This window comes from Pseudoalteromonas sp. SR41-4, from assembly GCF_014163985.1.
GTDB lineage: Bacteria > Pseudomonadota > Gammaproteobacteria > Enterobacterales > Alteromonadaceae > Pseudoalteromonas > Pseudoalteromonas rhizosphaerae.
Genome location: NZ_JACJEI010000017.1, coordinates 61,847 through 76,932 on the forward strand (window position 1 = coordinate 61,847; position 15,086 = coordinate 76,932).

The window sequence follows — 15,086 nt, forward strand, 5'->3', positions numbered from 1 at the left end:
CTAGCCTTCCTTCTCGATCGTAGTCAAGCAATCGCGTAGGATTGAACCATACTCGTATTTGCCTGGACAAACGAAGGTACATAACGCTAAATCTTCTTCATCAAGTTCAAGCGCCCCTAATGAAATTGCACTATCCAAATCACGGGCAATTAAGTCACGTAATAAAGGCGTTGGCAAAATATCTAAAGGCATAACACGCTCATAGCTACCAAGTGGTACCATGGCACGTTTTGAACCGCCTGTAGACGTTGTCATTTTAAATAAACGACTCGGTGTTAGGTGTGATAAGAAAGTACGTGTTACAGAGAATTTATCTGTGCCTGGAGCAATCCAACCAAACAACTCTTTTTCGCGACCTTCAAGTAATACCGATACTTGAATGTGGTAACGACCTAAGAATGCTTGAGGACCTTGTGAAGTAGCGCCCGCTAAAACAGAGCCAGAGATAACACGGTTATCGCCGTCTTCTAATTCGCCTGCAACTAAATCATCTAAAGCAGCACCCAGTTGAGTTTTCACTAAACGTGGGTTTTTAACACGCGGACCAGCAAGAGAAATCACACGGTCTGTGCTAATTTCACCAGTTAGGAATAAGTGACCAAAGGCAATAACGTCTTGGTAACCGATATGCCAAACTTGCTTGCTTACCGATACTGGATCTAAGTGATGGATATGTGTGCCAACAAGGCCAGCCGGATGTACGCCACCAAACTCATGTACTTCTACTTGAGGAATTGATGAGCTAGGTACTTGGCTACCTGCTTGTTTACAAACAAATACCTTACCATCAGTCAGACGTGATACCACAGCTAAACCTGCTTCAAATGCTTGTACATTTTCAGCAATAATCACTGCAGGATCTGCAGCAAGAGGGTTAGTGTCGATAGCCGTCACAAAGATCGAGCTAGGATTTGCATCCACAGCTGCTACTTTGCTGAATGGACGAGCACGTAATGCTGTCCATTGACCTGACTGGATCAGTACTTCTTTGGCTTTTTCACGATCGAGACTCGAAAGTTGCTCAGTCGAGAAAGCGTCAAAGGTGATTTGCTCACTGCCGTTTATTTCAATAACGACAGATTGCAGCACACGTTTTGCACCACGATTAATTTCTTTTACTGTACCAGCAGCTGGAGCAGTAAATAATACACCAGGGTTCTTTTTGTCTTCAAAAAGTACCTGGCCTTTTTTAACTTGGTCATCCACACGAACATGCATGGTTGGACGCATACCAATAAACTCTTCACCTAGCACAGCTACACGTTTGACGGTAGAACCATCATGAATAACTTGCTGAGGCGCGCCCTCTATGGGTAAGTCCAGACCTTTTTTTATGTTGATCATACGCACTTGCACTACATTAACGGAAAGAAACTGAAAAATCGTACCGACCACGTCGCTTTTCTTGATAACCCTAAGCCAAATTCAAGATAACGAAGAACCGCCTGTTTAAATTACAAAACAAGCAACGCAGTAAAATTCCTCACATATATTGCCCGAATTTTAACATCAATCAGGGTCACTATGCGAGTGTAATTATGAAATTTATACGACAGGAGCAGTTATTTAACCTATTAGCCGCATTTGAATAAAATTCAATATAGACCAAAGTGCTATTGCTTGCGAGGTGGGATGGAAATTAATCCGCTAAATAACGATAAAGTAAAATTTATCAATAAAAAAAGTCGCCATAGCGACTTTTCAAATAAACATGGCTGAATTAATCAATCATGTTAGCTATAGCGGCAACTGGATCGACATCTTGTTCATAATCAACAGCATCAATACCAAACCCAAATAAACGTAAAAACTCATTGTGGTAACCCACGTAATCAGTTAATTCGTCTATTGTTTCTGTGGTTACGCTGTCCCACACAGTTTGAATACGCGCTTGTACATCATCTTCCAGCTCTTTGTAGTTTTGGAATAAATGACCGCCGTCATCAAAGCGTGGTGAGTCTCCATAAAGGTTCTCAGTAAATAACGCGTGAATTTGCTCGATCGTGCCTTCATAGGTCCCATCCGCTTTCATTACTTTAAATAGCGCTGAAATATAAAGCGGCATAATAGGAATTGCAGAACTTGCTTGGGTGACCACTGCATTTAATGATGATACATAAGCTTCACCGTTTAATGCTTTAGTTGATTCTTTGATTGCTACGGTTGCGCGATCTAAATCTTCTTTCGCTTTACCAATAGTCGCGTGACCGTAAATTGGCCATGTTAGTTCTTTACCGATATAAGTATAAGCACTGGTTTTAAAGTTATCAGCTAGTACATCAGCCTCTTTTAATGCATCAATCCACATTTCCCAGTCTTCGCCGCCCATCACCTTAATAGTGTTATCAATATCATCTTGGTTTGCAGCTTCTACAGTAATAGCATCAATTTCACGTTTTGAGGTGTTTAAGTTTTTAGTCGTAACTGAGTTACCAATTGGCTTAAGCGTTGATGAGTAAACTTCGCCGGTATTTGGATCAGTTCGACGCGGCGATGCAAGGCTGTATATAACTAGGTCTACTTTGCCTAAATCCGCTTTAATTGTATCAATCGCTTTTTGTTTGATTTCGTTAGAGAACGCATCGCCATTAATATTTTTTGACCATAAACCTTCAGCGTCTGCGGCCGCTTGAAATGCAGCAGTATTATACCAACCTGCAGAACCGGTTTTACGCTCAGTACCTTCTTTTTCGAAAAAAATACCTAAAGTTTTAGCACCGCCACCAAATGCAGCAGTAATACGAGATGCAAGGCCATAGCCAGTTGAAGCACCGATAACTAATACATTTTTAGGGGCATTTTTTAATGCGCCTTGTTGTTTTACATAGTTAATTTGTTCTTGTACGTGCTCTGCACAACCTACTGGGTGGGCGTTAGTACAAATGAAACCGCGAATTTTAGGCTTAATGACCATTGATCATCCTATATTTATCTCAATAAAAATTAGCGCTAGTTTAAAGGCTAATTGTAAAAATACAGGTCTGATGAGTTTTGTGTACTCTCAGACCTTGCCGTTAATCTAATTTAGAGCCACCTAAACAAGTCGGTGAGTCAGCAACCTGACCACTTTGCTCTGTAAATTCATCAGGCGTAAAAGTATGGATAGCCAATGCATGAATATGATTCGCTAACTCATCTTTTAGCACTTCATTAATTTGACGATGGCGTTGCAATAAACGTTTACCGCTAAACTCTTCACTTACTACAATCACTTTAAAGTGTGAATCGCTACCACGACTATGCATATGGCTTTCGTTCACCACATTAAGGTGCTTACACGCAATCGCATCAGCTAACTTGCTTTCAATCTGTTGTTGCATTGACATAAAACACTCATATTTTACTGGTTATTTATGTGCTTACTATATCAAGGCCACTACTATAAAGGCCAACAAATATTCATTTTTGAAAAATTGTTCGAAAAGTTAAGTTGATTCGAGGGTGTGCCAAACGTGTTTGTTTAGGAAGCGCATGTAGATATTGTTGCTGGCTAAGTCCATTCATAACCAAGCAACTCCCGCTGTGTAACGTAAGCGAAGTGACTTCCTTGGTTACTTTATGTTTTATTTTAAATACTCGTTCAGCCCCTAATGAAATCGATACAATAATAGGCTCATGGCCAAGTTCTGCTTCATCATCGGCGTGCCAGCCCATGCAATCATTCCCATCACGGTATAAGTTAACTAATAAGGCATTAAATCCAACATCAAATTGTTTATTTAATCGTAGTCGCATGGCATCTAATACATCAGGCCATGGTTCAACATTTAATGTCGAACCAGAATAACCGTAACGTACACCAGCATCAGCAATAAAACATTGCATACGTGGAATGGGGTTCGTTTTCCCAAACACGGTCGTTTTTGGTTGCTGCCAAGTCAGTGAGTCGCGTAAATAGTAGAATAAATCGAGACTTTTTTGCGCACTTAACGCTTTTGCTTGGTAGTAAAAGCCATTTGGTAACATATGGGGGTTGGCCTTTTGCCGTTGCATGTTAGAATTTACCTATCATTTGATTACTGATCACTAACTATTATGACCACGCAAGCACAGTTCGGCGATAAAACATTTACTCTTGAACGTTTTCCTTTGGATCAAAAAAACCGTAGCTTACAAGCTTGGGATTCAGCAGACGAGTACCTAATTGACTATGTTACTGAACATTATCCTGATTGTCGCTCTTTGCTGATTTTAAATGATAGTTTTGGAGCCTTGTCTTGTTATTTTAGTAAACAACAATTAACGGTTTGTTCAGTAAACGATTCTTATATTAGCCACCAAGCGGCGGCTTACAACTTAGCAGAAAATAAAATACCAACCACCGCATTTAGCCAGCTAGATAGCTTATCGGCTTTGCCTGAACACGTTGATTTAGTTATTTTAAAAGTGCCACGCACATTGGGCTTCTTGCAATATCAATTATCTGAGCTCAGCGAAGTACTCGCACCTGGCACTCCGGTTATTGGCGCAGCAAAAACCAAAGATGTACATAATTCAACAATTAAAGCTTTCGAGCAATTTATTGGTGAAACTAAAACTAGTTTAGCAGTGAAAAAATCTCGCCTAATTATTAGCCAAGCGGAAGGTGGTTATAAAGCTGCTGATTTTCCTGTTAATTGGCCTCTTGAAGGCACTGATTTTACCATTAGTAATCACGCCAATGTGTTCTCGCGGGATTCTCTGGACATTGGTGCACGGTTCTTTTTTGACTTTTTACCACAAACCAATAAAGCAAAAAGTATTATTGATCTAGGTTGCGGTAATGGTGTGGTGGGTTTGATGACACTCGCACGCTGCCCTAACGCTGAAGTTACCTTTGTGGACGAATCATATATGGCGGTTGAATCAGCACGATTAACTGTAGAGCTCAATATGGAAGATAAGTTTGAGCAATGCCGCTTTATTGAAAATGATTGCTTAACGGGCTTTGAACGTGAAAGTGTCGATGTAGTGTTATGTAATCCGCCTTTTCACCAAGCACAAGCCGTGACAGATCACATTGCATGGCAAATGTTTAAACAAGCCAAAGACACATTAAAAAATGGCGGAGAATTACGTATTATTGGTAACCGCCACCTGGACTACCATGACAAACTAAAACGTATGTTTGGCAATTGTGAATTACTTGGTTCAAATAAAAAGTTTGTAGTATTAAGTGCCACTAAAAATAATGGAATGCTATAGCTATGATGAAATATGTTTTACCTTGTTGTGCTTTATTATCACTGTCGGCTTGCAGTAGTCAGCCTAATCAATTGATCTTAAATCCGCTCTATCAAGGTGGCAAATTAAGCTCAATTAATCAAAGTTTAAGTACCAGTGTTATTGATCTTAGAGGTGACCCAGCAACATTAAAATTAATAACCTCAGACAAAACCCAAACAATTGCCAGCCAAGGCCTTACTGAATCAATTAAAAGTGCCCTTGATAGCGCTCTTAGCCGAAACGGTGCAAGCATTTCAAATCTTGCGACCACTCGTTTTGAAGTTGATATTCATACACTGCAAGCCGTAGTAACTGAAAAAATGATGTCGCATACCAGCAATGCAAAGATTGAATTAGGTGTGCGTGTTATTCGCAGCGATAGTAACTTCAGTAAAATTTACCGTGGTAATGCAAGCCTTGAAGGACCACTAGGTCACGATAGAGCAAAAATTGAAGGACAACTCAATAAGTTGACTGAGCAGTTAATTACCCGCATGGTATCAGACCCTGAATTACTCGCATTTTTAGAAGGTTAACCATGAAACGTCTATTTTTATTATTTATATTAGTGCAACTTAGCCAAACCGCAATGGCAGCGACCGAAGGACGCTTTGTGCAAAAAAACAATATGTTCCCACGAGTTGAAATAACTACCACAATGGGGAAAATCATAGTCGAGATGGATCGCTCAAAAGCCCCTATCACCGTCAATAATTTTTTAACTTATGTGATGGATGGCAGCTATAAAGGCACCGTATTTCATCGTGTTGAACGTGATGTAGAAAACGACCGAGACTTTGTCATTCAAGGCGGTGGCTACGATAAAGAATATGACGGGGTTTATGAAGGCGAACCTATCTTTAATGAAAGCGGTAACGGTTCAAAAAACGATATGTACAGTATCGCCATGGCCTATCAAGATCGTCAACCTCATTCTGGTACTCGTCAGTTTTTCTTTAACATGGACAATAACGACCACCTAAACCCAGGTAAAGACTGGGGCTTTGCCGTGTTCGGTATGGTAATGGAAGGCTACGAAACGCTTGATAAAATCATGCAAGTTGAAACGGGATTTAATGAAAAAATTGGTTATGACTTTGTACCAAAAACCCCGGTTGTTATTTTAAATATAACTGTATTAGAGCCAACCCCACTATAACAATAAAAATAGCGGCCAAACCGCTATTGCCAATGAAGGCGTTATGACTAAAAGCTTGTCGGTATCAGAATATTTTTCGTACTTTAAAGATAAACGACTTATAAATGTGTTTATTTTTGGTATGAGCAGCGGTTTTCCTTGGGTCCTCATAGGCTCCGTGATGTCTGCGTGGCTAAAAGATGAAGGCCTCAGTCGCAGCATGATTGGCTTATTTGGCATTGTATTTGGTGCTTACAGCATTAATTTTTTATGGTCACCCTTAGTCGATAGAATAAAACTGCCGTTGCTATATAACTGGCTAGGCCAGCGCCGTAGTTGGATACTATTTTGCCAATGCTTTATTTTGCTAGGAGTTATTTTACTGGCAGGATTAGATATCACCGCGCATTTAGCCATCGCAGCTGCGTTATGCTTATTAATTGCTATCGCCTCAGCGACTCAAGATATTGCTATTGATGCTTTTCGTATCGATACCCTCAGTGAAAACGAGAGCCATAAAGCAACCGCAGCAGCAGCAATGGCTACTTCTGGTTGGTGGAGCGGTTATGCTCTGCTAGGTGCTATTCCGTTTTATATGGCAGATATGCCAAGCATTGACTGGCCACAAGTGTATTACTTTTTAGCTATTGTGATGTTATTACTTATGAGTTGTGTATTTTGGGCAAAAGAACCTGAATCTAACCGCGAAGTTGTACATGCAGAACTAGAACGTATTTATCGGCAAAAACTGGCGCTTGGTAAGCAAACACAATTAACTAAAGTTGCGGCATGGTTGGCTGTTACTGTACTTGATCCTTTTAAAACATTCTTCGCGCGTAATGGCGTGAAGACTGCACTTGCGCTGCTCGCTTTTATCTTTTTATTTAAAATTGGTGAAGCATTTCTGGCCCGTATGTCGATTGTGTTTTATAAAGAAGTCGGCTTTTCAAACACTCAAATAGCAAACTATTCAAAGCTCGGCACGGGGCTTATCACCATTGTGTTCGCATTTTTAGGCAGTATTTTTAATCACAAGTACGGCATCGTTAAAGGTTTGTTTATTAGCGGTGTGGCAATGGCTGCTTCTAACTTAATGTTTTCTTGGATCGCTCTCGCAGGCCCGCAAGAACACTTGTACGCAATGGCAATTGTCGTCGATGGCTTTACTCAAGCATGGTCATTAGTTGCTATGGTAGCATTTATATCTATGCTATGTGATCGCGCTTTTAGCGCAACACATTATGCTTTATTAGCGTCATTGGGAAATTTAGGACGAACCTTACTTTCAAGTTATAGCGGTGTGGTGATTGATGATTGGTTAGGTGGAAATTGGTCGTTATTTTTTATTTTGACTGCCCTGATGGTAATACCATCACTCATATTCTTATATCTTATTCGGCATAAATTGTATGAATTAGAAAATAGTTATCACGGTAGGAATTAATAAGGGAAAGAAATCATTTCACATCAATGAGAGCGCTTCCCTGCGCTTACAAAAAGAAACTAAATATTAGTCTTCTTTTAATAAGCCTAAACCTTCATACGGGTCGACTTCTAATGCATCACAATAACGTAAAAATTCAATTACGTCTAAACGGCGCTCTTGGTTTTCAATTTTGCCAATAAATGAATGTGGTGTACCAAGTACTTGAGCAAGGCTTCGCATTGTGTGACCTTTCTCGTGACGCTTAGTTTTAAGCCACTTGGTTAGTTTTGAGTTTTCTTCAGAAGAAACTGTTTTACCCATCATAAAAAACATCTCCTACTAGATGATTTAAAGTTAATTAATTAAGAGTGAAATTTGCCCGTCTCACTCTTGGATACATTATATACTATTCAGACTCATGTGAAATAACTAATTTCAGCCGAGTCCCCATTTAAGGAACCAGCTATTATAGATGAGCAGCTTTATTGTTAAAGTCACAACAAAACGCGCGTTCTATAATTAGTTCCTTTTTAATGTAACAAATAATTAATTTAAATAAACCTTTTTTATGATTAATTATTTTTGACTTATAAATTAAATAGTTACATTATTAACTGTCCCTTTATTGTTAGGAGCAAGCGTTTATGTTCAGATTATTGTTTTTACTACCCATTATCCTCTGCTTAGTTTGGTATTTTTTTCTTAAAGCAAATGGCGTTCCGATCAAACAAGGTAAGAAAGGCTTTATATATATTTTAGCGTTTTCTGCAATAGTGTTAGGTTTTTTTATTCTAATGCTCCAAGTCACTCACCCTACATAAATGAGTGACTTAGCCTAAAGCAAGCCAATTTGACGTTCAATTAGCATCTATAAACAAGAAATAACGGCTAAAGCCACATAAGGTACAAAGCTCAGGCCACCAGCAACAGCATCTATTAATGACAATAATCTAGAAGTATTAACTCTGAATAATTGTATAAACTCACGTAAGTATTTTAATCTTGCTACGCGGATCTAGACCTTGTTTTTAAGGAGGATTATTGAGTGGGGAATACTTCAGTAAGCTGTTCAGCTACTTTTTGCCCGCGTTAAAAATCATTACGAAATCGGTTTCATTTAATGAAATAATAGCTACGCAGTAATTTTAGATAATAAGATGTCTTAGGTAATAAAAAAGCCGCTAGCTGCGGCTTTAATCAATTGCTTTAAACGCTGAAACTAGCGCCACACCCGCAGGTGGTAGTTGCATTGGGATTGGAAACAAAAAAGCGTGCGCCTTCAAGTCCTTCGGTGTAATCCACCTCACCATCAACTAAATATTGAATACTCATTGGGTCAACCACTAAGGTTACGCCATTTTTTACAATTTCTAAATCGCCTGGGTTTGCTTTTTCATCAAAAGTAAAACCATATTGGAAACCTGAACAACCTCCGCCTGTTACATAAACACGCAGTTTTAGATCTGGATTTTCTTCTTCGTCGATTAACTGTTTAACGCGAACAGCAGCTGCATCGCTGAACTTAATGGGTAATTCTTCTGACATACCATAACCCTCTATACCTACATTGTTTTGATTATCTAATACCCGAGTGTTTTAATCAAGTATAGCGTTTACTTACTAAGCTTTGACGCTATATGCACATTTAAAATCTCATACCAATTAAGCCTGACAACAGAATAATGGCAACGAGCACAATCAGCAGAAAAAGCGCGGTTTTAATTTACTACTTTAATACTTTTTTGGTATCAAAATGGGTAGCTATAGATGGCATAGCCCCATACGGTAGTAAATATACTTAACGATATAAATACTGCTGCTGAGCCAAGGTCTTTCGCTCGACCAATGAGTATATTGTGATCTAGCGTAACTGCATCAGCAAGCGCTTCAACAGCCGAGTTGATTATTTCGGCAAATAAAATGAACACTAAGCTACTGATCAATAAAAACAAATGACTTATCGAAGATGACAAGATGATAGCAAATGGTAGTAATATTATAGCCATTACAAACTCCTGCCTAAATGCTGATTCATATTGCCATGCAGCTATAAACCCCTTATAAGAGCAATGTGTGGCTTTAATAATTCGATTGATCCCTTTACCATTAGGCTTATTTACACTACTGATTACGTTTTTCATCGTTATTCCTAATTATAGTTAAAATGAATTTAAAGACTTTGTTTTACTTGCACCCGCCACTGCCAACTATCAACATTAGGGCCCATCGTAAGAGGTTTAATAATATCCATATGAACGACATTGCCTTCACTTGAATGAGATGAAAACAACCTTGCACCAATACCGATACTCTGTAAGGTTGTATCATTACTATTAATTGCTGGTGTTTGCCCCCACGCCTTACCGCTATCGACAAATGCTGCCCATGCAACATTCACCAACTGATATAACTCCCAATGGGGGTTATAACGCAGCTCGGCGCTTGCTGACCATAAATGCTCACCATGTTGATATTGCTCTGCATAACCACGAACTCCGGTGTCTCCACCTAAAGCAAGCGGTATATCAAGATATTGATTTTTTTCTGCTTGCCATTGCGCTTTAAAGTAACCGGCCCAACGAGGTGTTAGGTATTGATACAATTCAAACTCTGCTGCTACTTGTTGGTGATCAGGTTGCTCCCTCTGCCAATAAGCTTTGTAATTTGTAGAAAACAGCATTAGCGTGTTTTGCCATTGCATACCTTTGGATAAAATATTTTCAAGGTGAACACCTTGGCTTTCATCAGTATTTAATGAGCTAATATCTACACCTATTTTGCTTATTAACTGCCAGCCTAAATTAATATCCTCACGATGATCGATAAAGCGAATGTTAGAGAAAATCTGATAATCTGCTTGGCTATATTCCAAACCTATCCAAGGGAAGGTGAACCTTCTATCTGAAGGTAATTCGGCTAATATCGCGCTATCCAAACTTGTAAAACGATGTAACTCTTTGTTGATCCCTAAATGCATTCGCACCGCTCCTAATTGATGCTGAGTTATTAAATGCCCGAAAGCTAAAGTAGACTGCTCAACTTCATGAGAGAATTGCCATGCAAGCTCACCATTTTGATAAATACTGTCACGACGATTTTCTTTGAGTATTGACGCCAAATGTTGCTGCTTAGATGATTGCTGATAAAAGGGCTTTGAATAAGCAAGGTAGGTTTTTTGTCCATCATCATTATCAGCAAATTCAAGTTCAACAGTTGATTGTTTAGGAAAACTAAGCGGCATACTAAAAGCAACTTGATAGCCTGATCGCAGGTGGTCTTTTTTATATTGCACACCTGCATGAACCCCTAAGCCTAAGAAATTATCTTCTTTAAAACCAAAAGCATATTTATTATTGCCGGCACGACGACCAAAACTAATATAAGGTACTAGTGACCAAGTATCCCACGTTTCAACTTTAAGCTCATTTTCTTGCTGACTCTCGCAATCCTCAATCAAGCTAACTCGACTTTTACGCAAAAACGAATACTGATTAAGTATGCGCTCAGTCTCAGCAAACTGCGCTCTAGAAATAACGTCAGCCTGAGCAAAAGGAAGTAGCTTTTCCACAACATGCTGTTGGGTATTAATATGTAACCAGTTAGCTAAACTGTGCAGATATAAGCTGTCTGGTTGACTCTCATCAAATACAGGATGGCTAATAAGTGTGAGCTTATCTATCGTAACAGACTCTTCACTATCAGCTTTTGACGCGCACTCAACTTCCTGACCACTTACAGTAAAGCTATTAATAAAAAACGCTATAAAGCTGGCTTTAATTCCTTGATTGATTAGCTTTTTAAATCGAGAGCTTAGCTCACTACCTATATTAAACTCACTATGGTGCAACTGTTGAGACAATTTTATAGTGTTCATTTATCGTCCCCCTTCGGCTTTAGATAAAAAAGAGGCGGGGTTACTTTAAACTCATCAGCAATGTTGGTATTAACTTCAAAAAAGGTCAGTAGAGTATTCGCAATGGTGTCATGTGAATAAGCGTCATCCTGATGTGCTTTAGTTTTTTCAATATCAATATAAGGAGCTGAAAACCAAGAAATAATAGGGACATGTGTTTGTGCATCGGGCGCAAAAGCATAAGGCATACCATGTAAATACAGCCCGTTTTCACCAAGTGACTCACCATGATCACTGACATACAGCATAGCGGTGTTATATTGCACAGAATTGGCTTGCAGAAGCTTGATCACTTCAGCCAAAAAATAATCTGTATAGCGGATTGCATTGTCATATGCATTAATTATTTCGTGCTGACTGCACTCTGATAACTCTGCTGATTGGCAAGCAGGTGTAAAAAACTCAAACTCGTTCGGGTAACGTTTAAAATAAGCAGGCCCGTGATTACCCATTTGGTGTAAAACAATAACGGTGTCTTGGGTGTGTTGATCAACGTATTGCTGTAAATTAACCAACATGCCAACGTCACGGCATTCCACATCACATACTGTATTAACCTCTGAACTGCGATAGCTTTGATACATCAGCCTATCGGCAACACCCTTTGAGCTAGAGTTGTTGTCACGCCAGCTTACTCTCACTGAACTTGCAGCGAGTACATCAAGAACGTTTTGAGTATACTTAGCTTTGCTCACAGTAAAATCATCACGACCAAAAAATGAAAACATACAAGGCACAGACACTGCTGTTGACGTACCGCAGGAACTCACTTGGCTAAAATTAATGAGTCCCGCTTGCTTTGACATATTTGGCGTAGTGTCGCGTGAATAACCATTTAAACTGAGGTGGTCAGCCCTTACTGCTTCACCGACCACTAAAATCATTAATTTAGGTTTTCGCGTGCTGCTACTTTTAGTTATCTGTGTCGTGAGGTTGATAAACTGTTTCGAGTTTAGTGATGCGGTTTGTTCTGCTAAATAATCGAATACCGAGTAAATTGGATATAAAGGATTAGTGTAATAACGAAGCTCTTTATGTAGACGAAAAAAACTGGTGTATTGCGCACTAAACGGCGCGATAAGTATTGGGATCAACACCATAATCATGGTAATACTGATAGCCTGTTGACGCAGTCGTTGTAACCAAGTGATATTTTTCACTTGTATAAATAACAATAAAGCCGCGGGTAAAATAGCCATAAATATAACTCGACTGAACAATCCTAAATTAATTATTTCTTGTGCTTCAGCGAGGTTGGTTTCAGCAACATTTTGGATCATCGTTTTGTCAATCAGCACCCCTAATACAACGCCATAATAATCAACCATTGCAGCAATCAATAGCATCACAAACACCACGACTTTGGTGGGTAGTAAAATATTAAGAACAAACATCACGAAAAGAATAAGACTCAAAAGCAACAGACTTAACGAGATAATAAAACTCAAGTTTTCTTGCCAAGAATATAAAGCGTTGAGTTTGTCAAAGAACACTGTATTTGCCATTAAAACGATAAATACTGAGCAGCTGAGTAATAAAGTAAAAGGAGAGATAATACGTTGCTCTTTAGCTTTCCCCATGGTTTCATTTAGTGAATAAAACTTTGATAATAAATAAGTAAATGTAATTTTTTGCATCTTGTTTTTAGCCCATTCCATTGTTAGGAAATAGCTTAACCTGATGAAAAAATCAGAGCTGTATGTAGATGTTGTAACATGTACGGATGTGCGTTCAAAACTTTTAGAATGTAGCTTTATGTACAAATTTGTTGCGGTAATTTATGAGGAATAATTAACTTTGATTACGACACTCTGATACAACATCTTCTTTGCAAAGTATGCCAAAATGATGAAACTTTAAGAAAGGAAACGCCATATGTGAATTAAATAACCTGAACTTTGGTTAAGATACTTGCTAATAAATTGATTTAAAATGAATATTTTTATTCTTCAGCCGGAAGTTTTCAGGGAGAACAAGGCGAATTTACGCGTAAATAGCTCGCCTATTGTAAGTAAATTCAACGCAGTTAGCGTTGAAAATAGCTGCTGATGATAGATTTATTATCCGAAGCTCAGGTTCAGTACTTAGCAGCGATGAGTTTTTAAGTCTAATCAGTGTGATGCTCGCTTAAAAACCACCTTAAACTTAGCTCCACCTAACACTTCTGATTGACTAATAGACACTTTGCCACCATGCCATGCGGCAACTCTAACAACAATAGCTAACCCCATTCCATAACCTTGTTGAACGGTGTCGCTTTCACCTCTGGTAAACGGTTTAAATACGTGTTCGCACATTTCTTTTGAAATGCCTGGGCCATCGTCTTCAATACACATGCTCACACTATTACATGTTTGCTGTGTTGTTATCCGCACGTACTTAGCTGCATATTGCTGTGCATTTGAAAGTAGATTATTAATTAACATTGCTAAATAATTCTCATCACCATCAATGATTATATTTTCCTTGGCTAATTTGGCTATATCCATTGCAACCGAACAAGCATCACTTGAAGTAAGGTTACACACAGCTGATTTTATCAAAGCATTTAAGTTTAGAGGCATGCGTTTAACTTTAATCATTTTCTGCTCTAAACTGGCGTAATTAAGTAAAACGGCAACGAGATTTTCCATTTCTTGAATATCTCGACTCAAATGACGGACATACTTTTCTTTGTTTTTTGGGTTATTCGTCTCGCCAAGGGCTTCAATACCAAAGCGTAATCGAGCTAATGGAGTTCGTAAATCATGTGACACCGCGTTACTTAATAATTTGTTATCCTTAATTAGAGTATTTATCTGCTCCGCCATAAAATTAAACTCATTTTCAATATCAATTATATAAGACGAATTTGAAATATTAATACGAGCAGAGAAATCACCTTCACCAAAGCGTTTTGCCGTATTTCTTAGTAGCTGTAATCGTTTAATTAAAGGGCCAAGCCAAATAAAGGCACACAGTAAAACCCCCAAATAAAATATGGTTGTTAAAATAATTTGTAGCGCGAGATTATCTTGTTGCTTGCCTTGCTGTGGGATACTGAGCGTCAATACTTGTTGCTGAGTTTGTAATAGCTTATTTACGGTGATCAACTCAGCAGATTCAAGAACCAGAGGATGGCCCTGACTGAAACTATCTCGCAAACTAATAGGTAAAGGAAATTCAGATATGGGCGTTAGTGTTAGTTGTTGCTGGTTTTGCTGTTGCCAAGCGCTTACAAATTGTGCAAGGTTACCCGTTTCTTCAAGCGTATTTGCTAATGAGTTAATTATTTGCCTATAAGGGCTAAATTCATCCGTGTTTTTTTTATGCTGATACTCGTTAAAAAAACTATCTAAACCCCAGCCTAAAAATATAATTGCAGAGAGTATTACAACGACTAATGAGACGATCAGCTTCTTCAC

The 15,086-nt window shown here is 38.7% G+C and carries 14 protein-coding genes; 4 read left to right on the forward strand and 10 right to left on the reverse strand.

The features are described from left to right. The 4 genes from H5180_RS14400 to H5180_RS14415 form a co-directional block, all read right to left on the reverse strand. Entirely contained in the window at positions 1–1,344 is a 1,344-nt protein-coding gene (locus H5180_RS14400) for a Na(+)-translocating NADH-quinone reductase subunit A (protein ID WP_145241319.1), read from the reverse strand. Between the two features lie 376 nt (positions 1,345–1,720). Beyond that, the gene (fabV, locus tag H5180_RS14405) at positions 1,721–2,914 is read right to left on the reverse strand and encodes an enoyl-ACP reductase FabV (protein ID WP_145241317.1); all 1,194 of its coding nucleotides are present in this window, start codon (positions 2,912–2,914) and stop codon (positions 1,721–1,723) included. A gap of 100 nt (positions 2,915–3,014) precedes the next feature. Further along, complete coding sequence (locus H5180_RS14410; RefSeq protein WP_145241315.1) at positions 3,015–3,326, reverse strand: BolA family transcriptional regulator; 312 nt, start codon at positions 3,324–3,326, stop codon at positions 3,015–3,017. Between the two features lie 73 nt (positions 3,327–3,399). After that, positions 3,400–3,993 (reverse strand): alpha-ketoglutarate-dependent dioxygenase AlkB, encoded by a 594-nt coding sequence (locus H5180_RS14415; protein WP_182719114.1) that lies wholly within the window; start codon positions 3,991–3,993, stop codon positions 3,400–3,402. A 42-nt stretch (positions 3,994–4,035) separates the two neighbouring features. On the opposite strand from H5180_RS14415, the gene H5180_RS14420 reads away from it, so the two are divergent. The 4 genes from H5180_RS14420 to H5180_RS14435 are packed head-to-tail and all read left to right on the forward strand — an operon-like array spanning position 4,036 to position 7,787. Next, complete coding sequence (locus tag H5180_RS14420; protein ID WP_145241311.1) at positions 4,036–5,184, forward strand: methyltransferase; 1,149 nt, start codon at positions 4,036–4,038, stop codon at positions 5,182–5,184. A gap of 2 nt (positions 5,185–5,186) precedes the next feature. Next, the gene (locus tag H5180_RS14425) at positions 5,187–5,741 is read left to right on the forward strand and encodes a YajG family lipoprotein (RefSeq protein WP_182731490.1); all 555 of its coding nucleotides are present in this window, start codon (positions 5,187–5,189) and stop codon (positions 5,739–5,741) included. Between the two features lie 2 nt (positions 5,742–5,743). After that, positions 5,744–6,364 carry a peptidylprolyl isomerase gene (locus H5180_RS14430; protein WP_145241308.1) on the forward strand — a complete coding sequence of 207 codons (621 nt, stop codon included), beginning with the start codon at positions 5,744–5,746 and terminating at the stop codon, positions 6,362–6,364. A gap of 43 nt (positions 6,365–6,407) precedes the next feature. Continuing rightward, entirely contained in the window at positions 6,408–7,787 is a 1,380-nt protein-coding gene (locus H5180_RS14435) for an AmpG family muropeptide MFS transporter (RefSeq protein ID WP_145241306.1), read from the forward strand. Between the two features lie 66 nt (positions 7,788–7,853). Here the strand turns inward: H5180_RS14435 and H5180_RS14440 are convergent, their stop codons facing one another. The 6 genes from H5180_RS14440 to H5180_RS14465 all read right to left on the reverse strand — a co-directional run bounded on the left by H5180_RS14440 (position 7,854) and on the right by H5180_RS14465 (position 15,086). Then, complete coding sequence (locus H5180_RS14440; protein WP_016708680.1) at positions 7,854–8,093, reverse strand: helix-turn-helix domain-containing protein; 240 nt, start codon at positions 8,091–8,093, stop codon at positions 7,854–7,856. Positions 8,094–8,975: 882 nt separating this feature from the next. Continuing rightward, positions 8,976–9,314 (reverse strand): iron-sulfur cluster insertion protein ErpA, encoded by a 339-nt coding sequence (gene erpA, locus H5180_RS14445; protein ID WP_058560150.1) that lies wholly within the window; start codon positions 9,312–9,314, stop codon positions 8,976–8,978. A gap of 203 nt (positions 9,315–9,517) precedes the next feature. Next, positions 9,518–9,910: a diacylglycerol kinase gene (locus H5180_RS14450; protein WP_145241304.1), complete on the reverse strand. Its 393-nt coding sequence runs from the start codon at positions 9,908–9,910 to the stop codon at positions 9,518–9,520. A 29-nt stretch (positions 9,911–9,939) separates the two neighbouring features. Beyond that, complete coding sequence (locus tag H5180_RS14455; protein ID WP_182758451.1) at positions 9,940–11,643, reverse strand: ShlB/FhaC/HecB family hemolysin secretion/activation protein; 1,704 nt, start codon at positions 11,641–11,643, stop codon at positions 9,940–9,942. Further along, a complete protein-coding gene (locus H5180_RS14460) occupies positions 11,640–13,319 on the reverse strand; it encodes a phosphoethanolamine transferase (RefSeq protein WP_182758452.1) in 1,680 nt (559 codons plus the stop codon). The genes H5180_RS14455 and H5180_RS14460 overlap by 4 nt, the downstream gene beginning before the upstream one ends. Positions 13,320–13,793: 474 nt before the next feature. After that, a complete protein-coding gene (locus H5180_RS14465; RefSeq protein ID WP_182758453.1) occupies positions 13,794–15,086 on the reverse strand; it encodes an ATP-binding protein in 1,293 nt (430 codons plus the stop codon).

What these genes read in the sequence shown, in the direction of transcription:
- H5180_RS14450 (WP_145241304.1), bottom strand. Translation starts at nt 9,910, where the DNA reads ATGAAAAACGTAATCAGTAGTGTAAATAAGCCTAATGGTAAAGGGATC.
- H5180_RS14430 (WP_145241308.1), top strand. Translation starts at nt 5,744, where the DNA reads ATGAAACGTCTATTTTTATTATTTATATTAGTGCAACTTAGCCAAACC.
- H5180_RS14435 (WP_145241306.1), top strand. Translation starts at nt 6,408, where the DNA reads ATGACTAAAAGCTTGTCGGTATCAGAATATTTTTCGTACTTTAAAGAT.
- H5180_RS14440 (WP_016708680.1), bottom strand. Translation starts at nt 8,093, where the DNA reads ATGATGGGTAAAACAGTTTCTTCTGAAGAAAACTCAAAACTAACCAAG.
- H5180_RS14415 (WP_182719114.1), bottom strand. Translation starts at nt 3,993, where the DNA reads ATGCAACGGCAAAAGGCCAACCCCCATATGTTACCAAATGGCTTTTAC.
- H5180_RS14400 (WP_145241319.1), bottom strand. Translation starts at nt 1,344, where the DNA reads ATGATCAACATAAAAAAAGGTCTGGACTTACCCATAGAGGGCGCGCCT.
- erpA (WP_058560150.1), bottom strand. Translation starts at nt 9,314, where the DNA reads ATGTCAGAAGAATTACCCATTAAGTTCAGCGATGCAGCTGCTGTTCGC.
- fabV (WP_145241317.1), bottom strand. Translation starts at nt 2,914, where the DNA reads ATGGTCATTAAGCCTAAAATTCGCGGTTTCATTTGTACTAACGCCCAC.
- H5180_RS14460 (WP_182758452.1), bottom strand. Translation starts at nt 13,319, where the DNA reads ATGCAAAAAATTACATTTACTTATTTATTATCAAAGTTTTATTCACTA.
- H5180_RS14410 (WP_145241315.1), bottom strand. Translation starts at nt 3,326, where the DNA reads ATGTCAATGCAACAACAGATTGAAAGCAAGTTAGCTGATGCGATTGCG.
- H5180_RS14420 (WP_145241311.1), top strand. Translation starts at nt 4,036, where the DNA reads ATGACCACGCAAGCACAGTTCGGCGATAAAACATTTACTCTTGAACGT.
- H5180_RS14425 (WP_182731490.1), top strand. Translation starts at nt 5,187, where the DNA reads ATGATGAAATATGTTTTACCTTGTTGTGCTTTATTATCACTGTCGGCT.
- H5180_RS14455 (WP_182758451.1), bottom strand. Translation starts at nt 11,643, where the DNA reads ATGAACACTATAAAATTGTCTCAACAGTTGCACCATAGTGAGTTTAAT.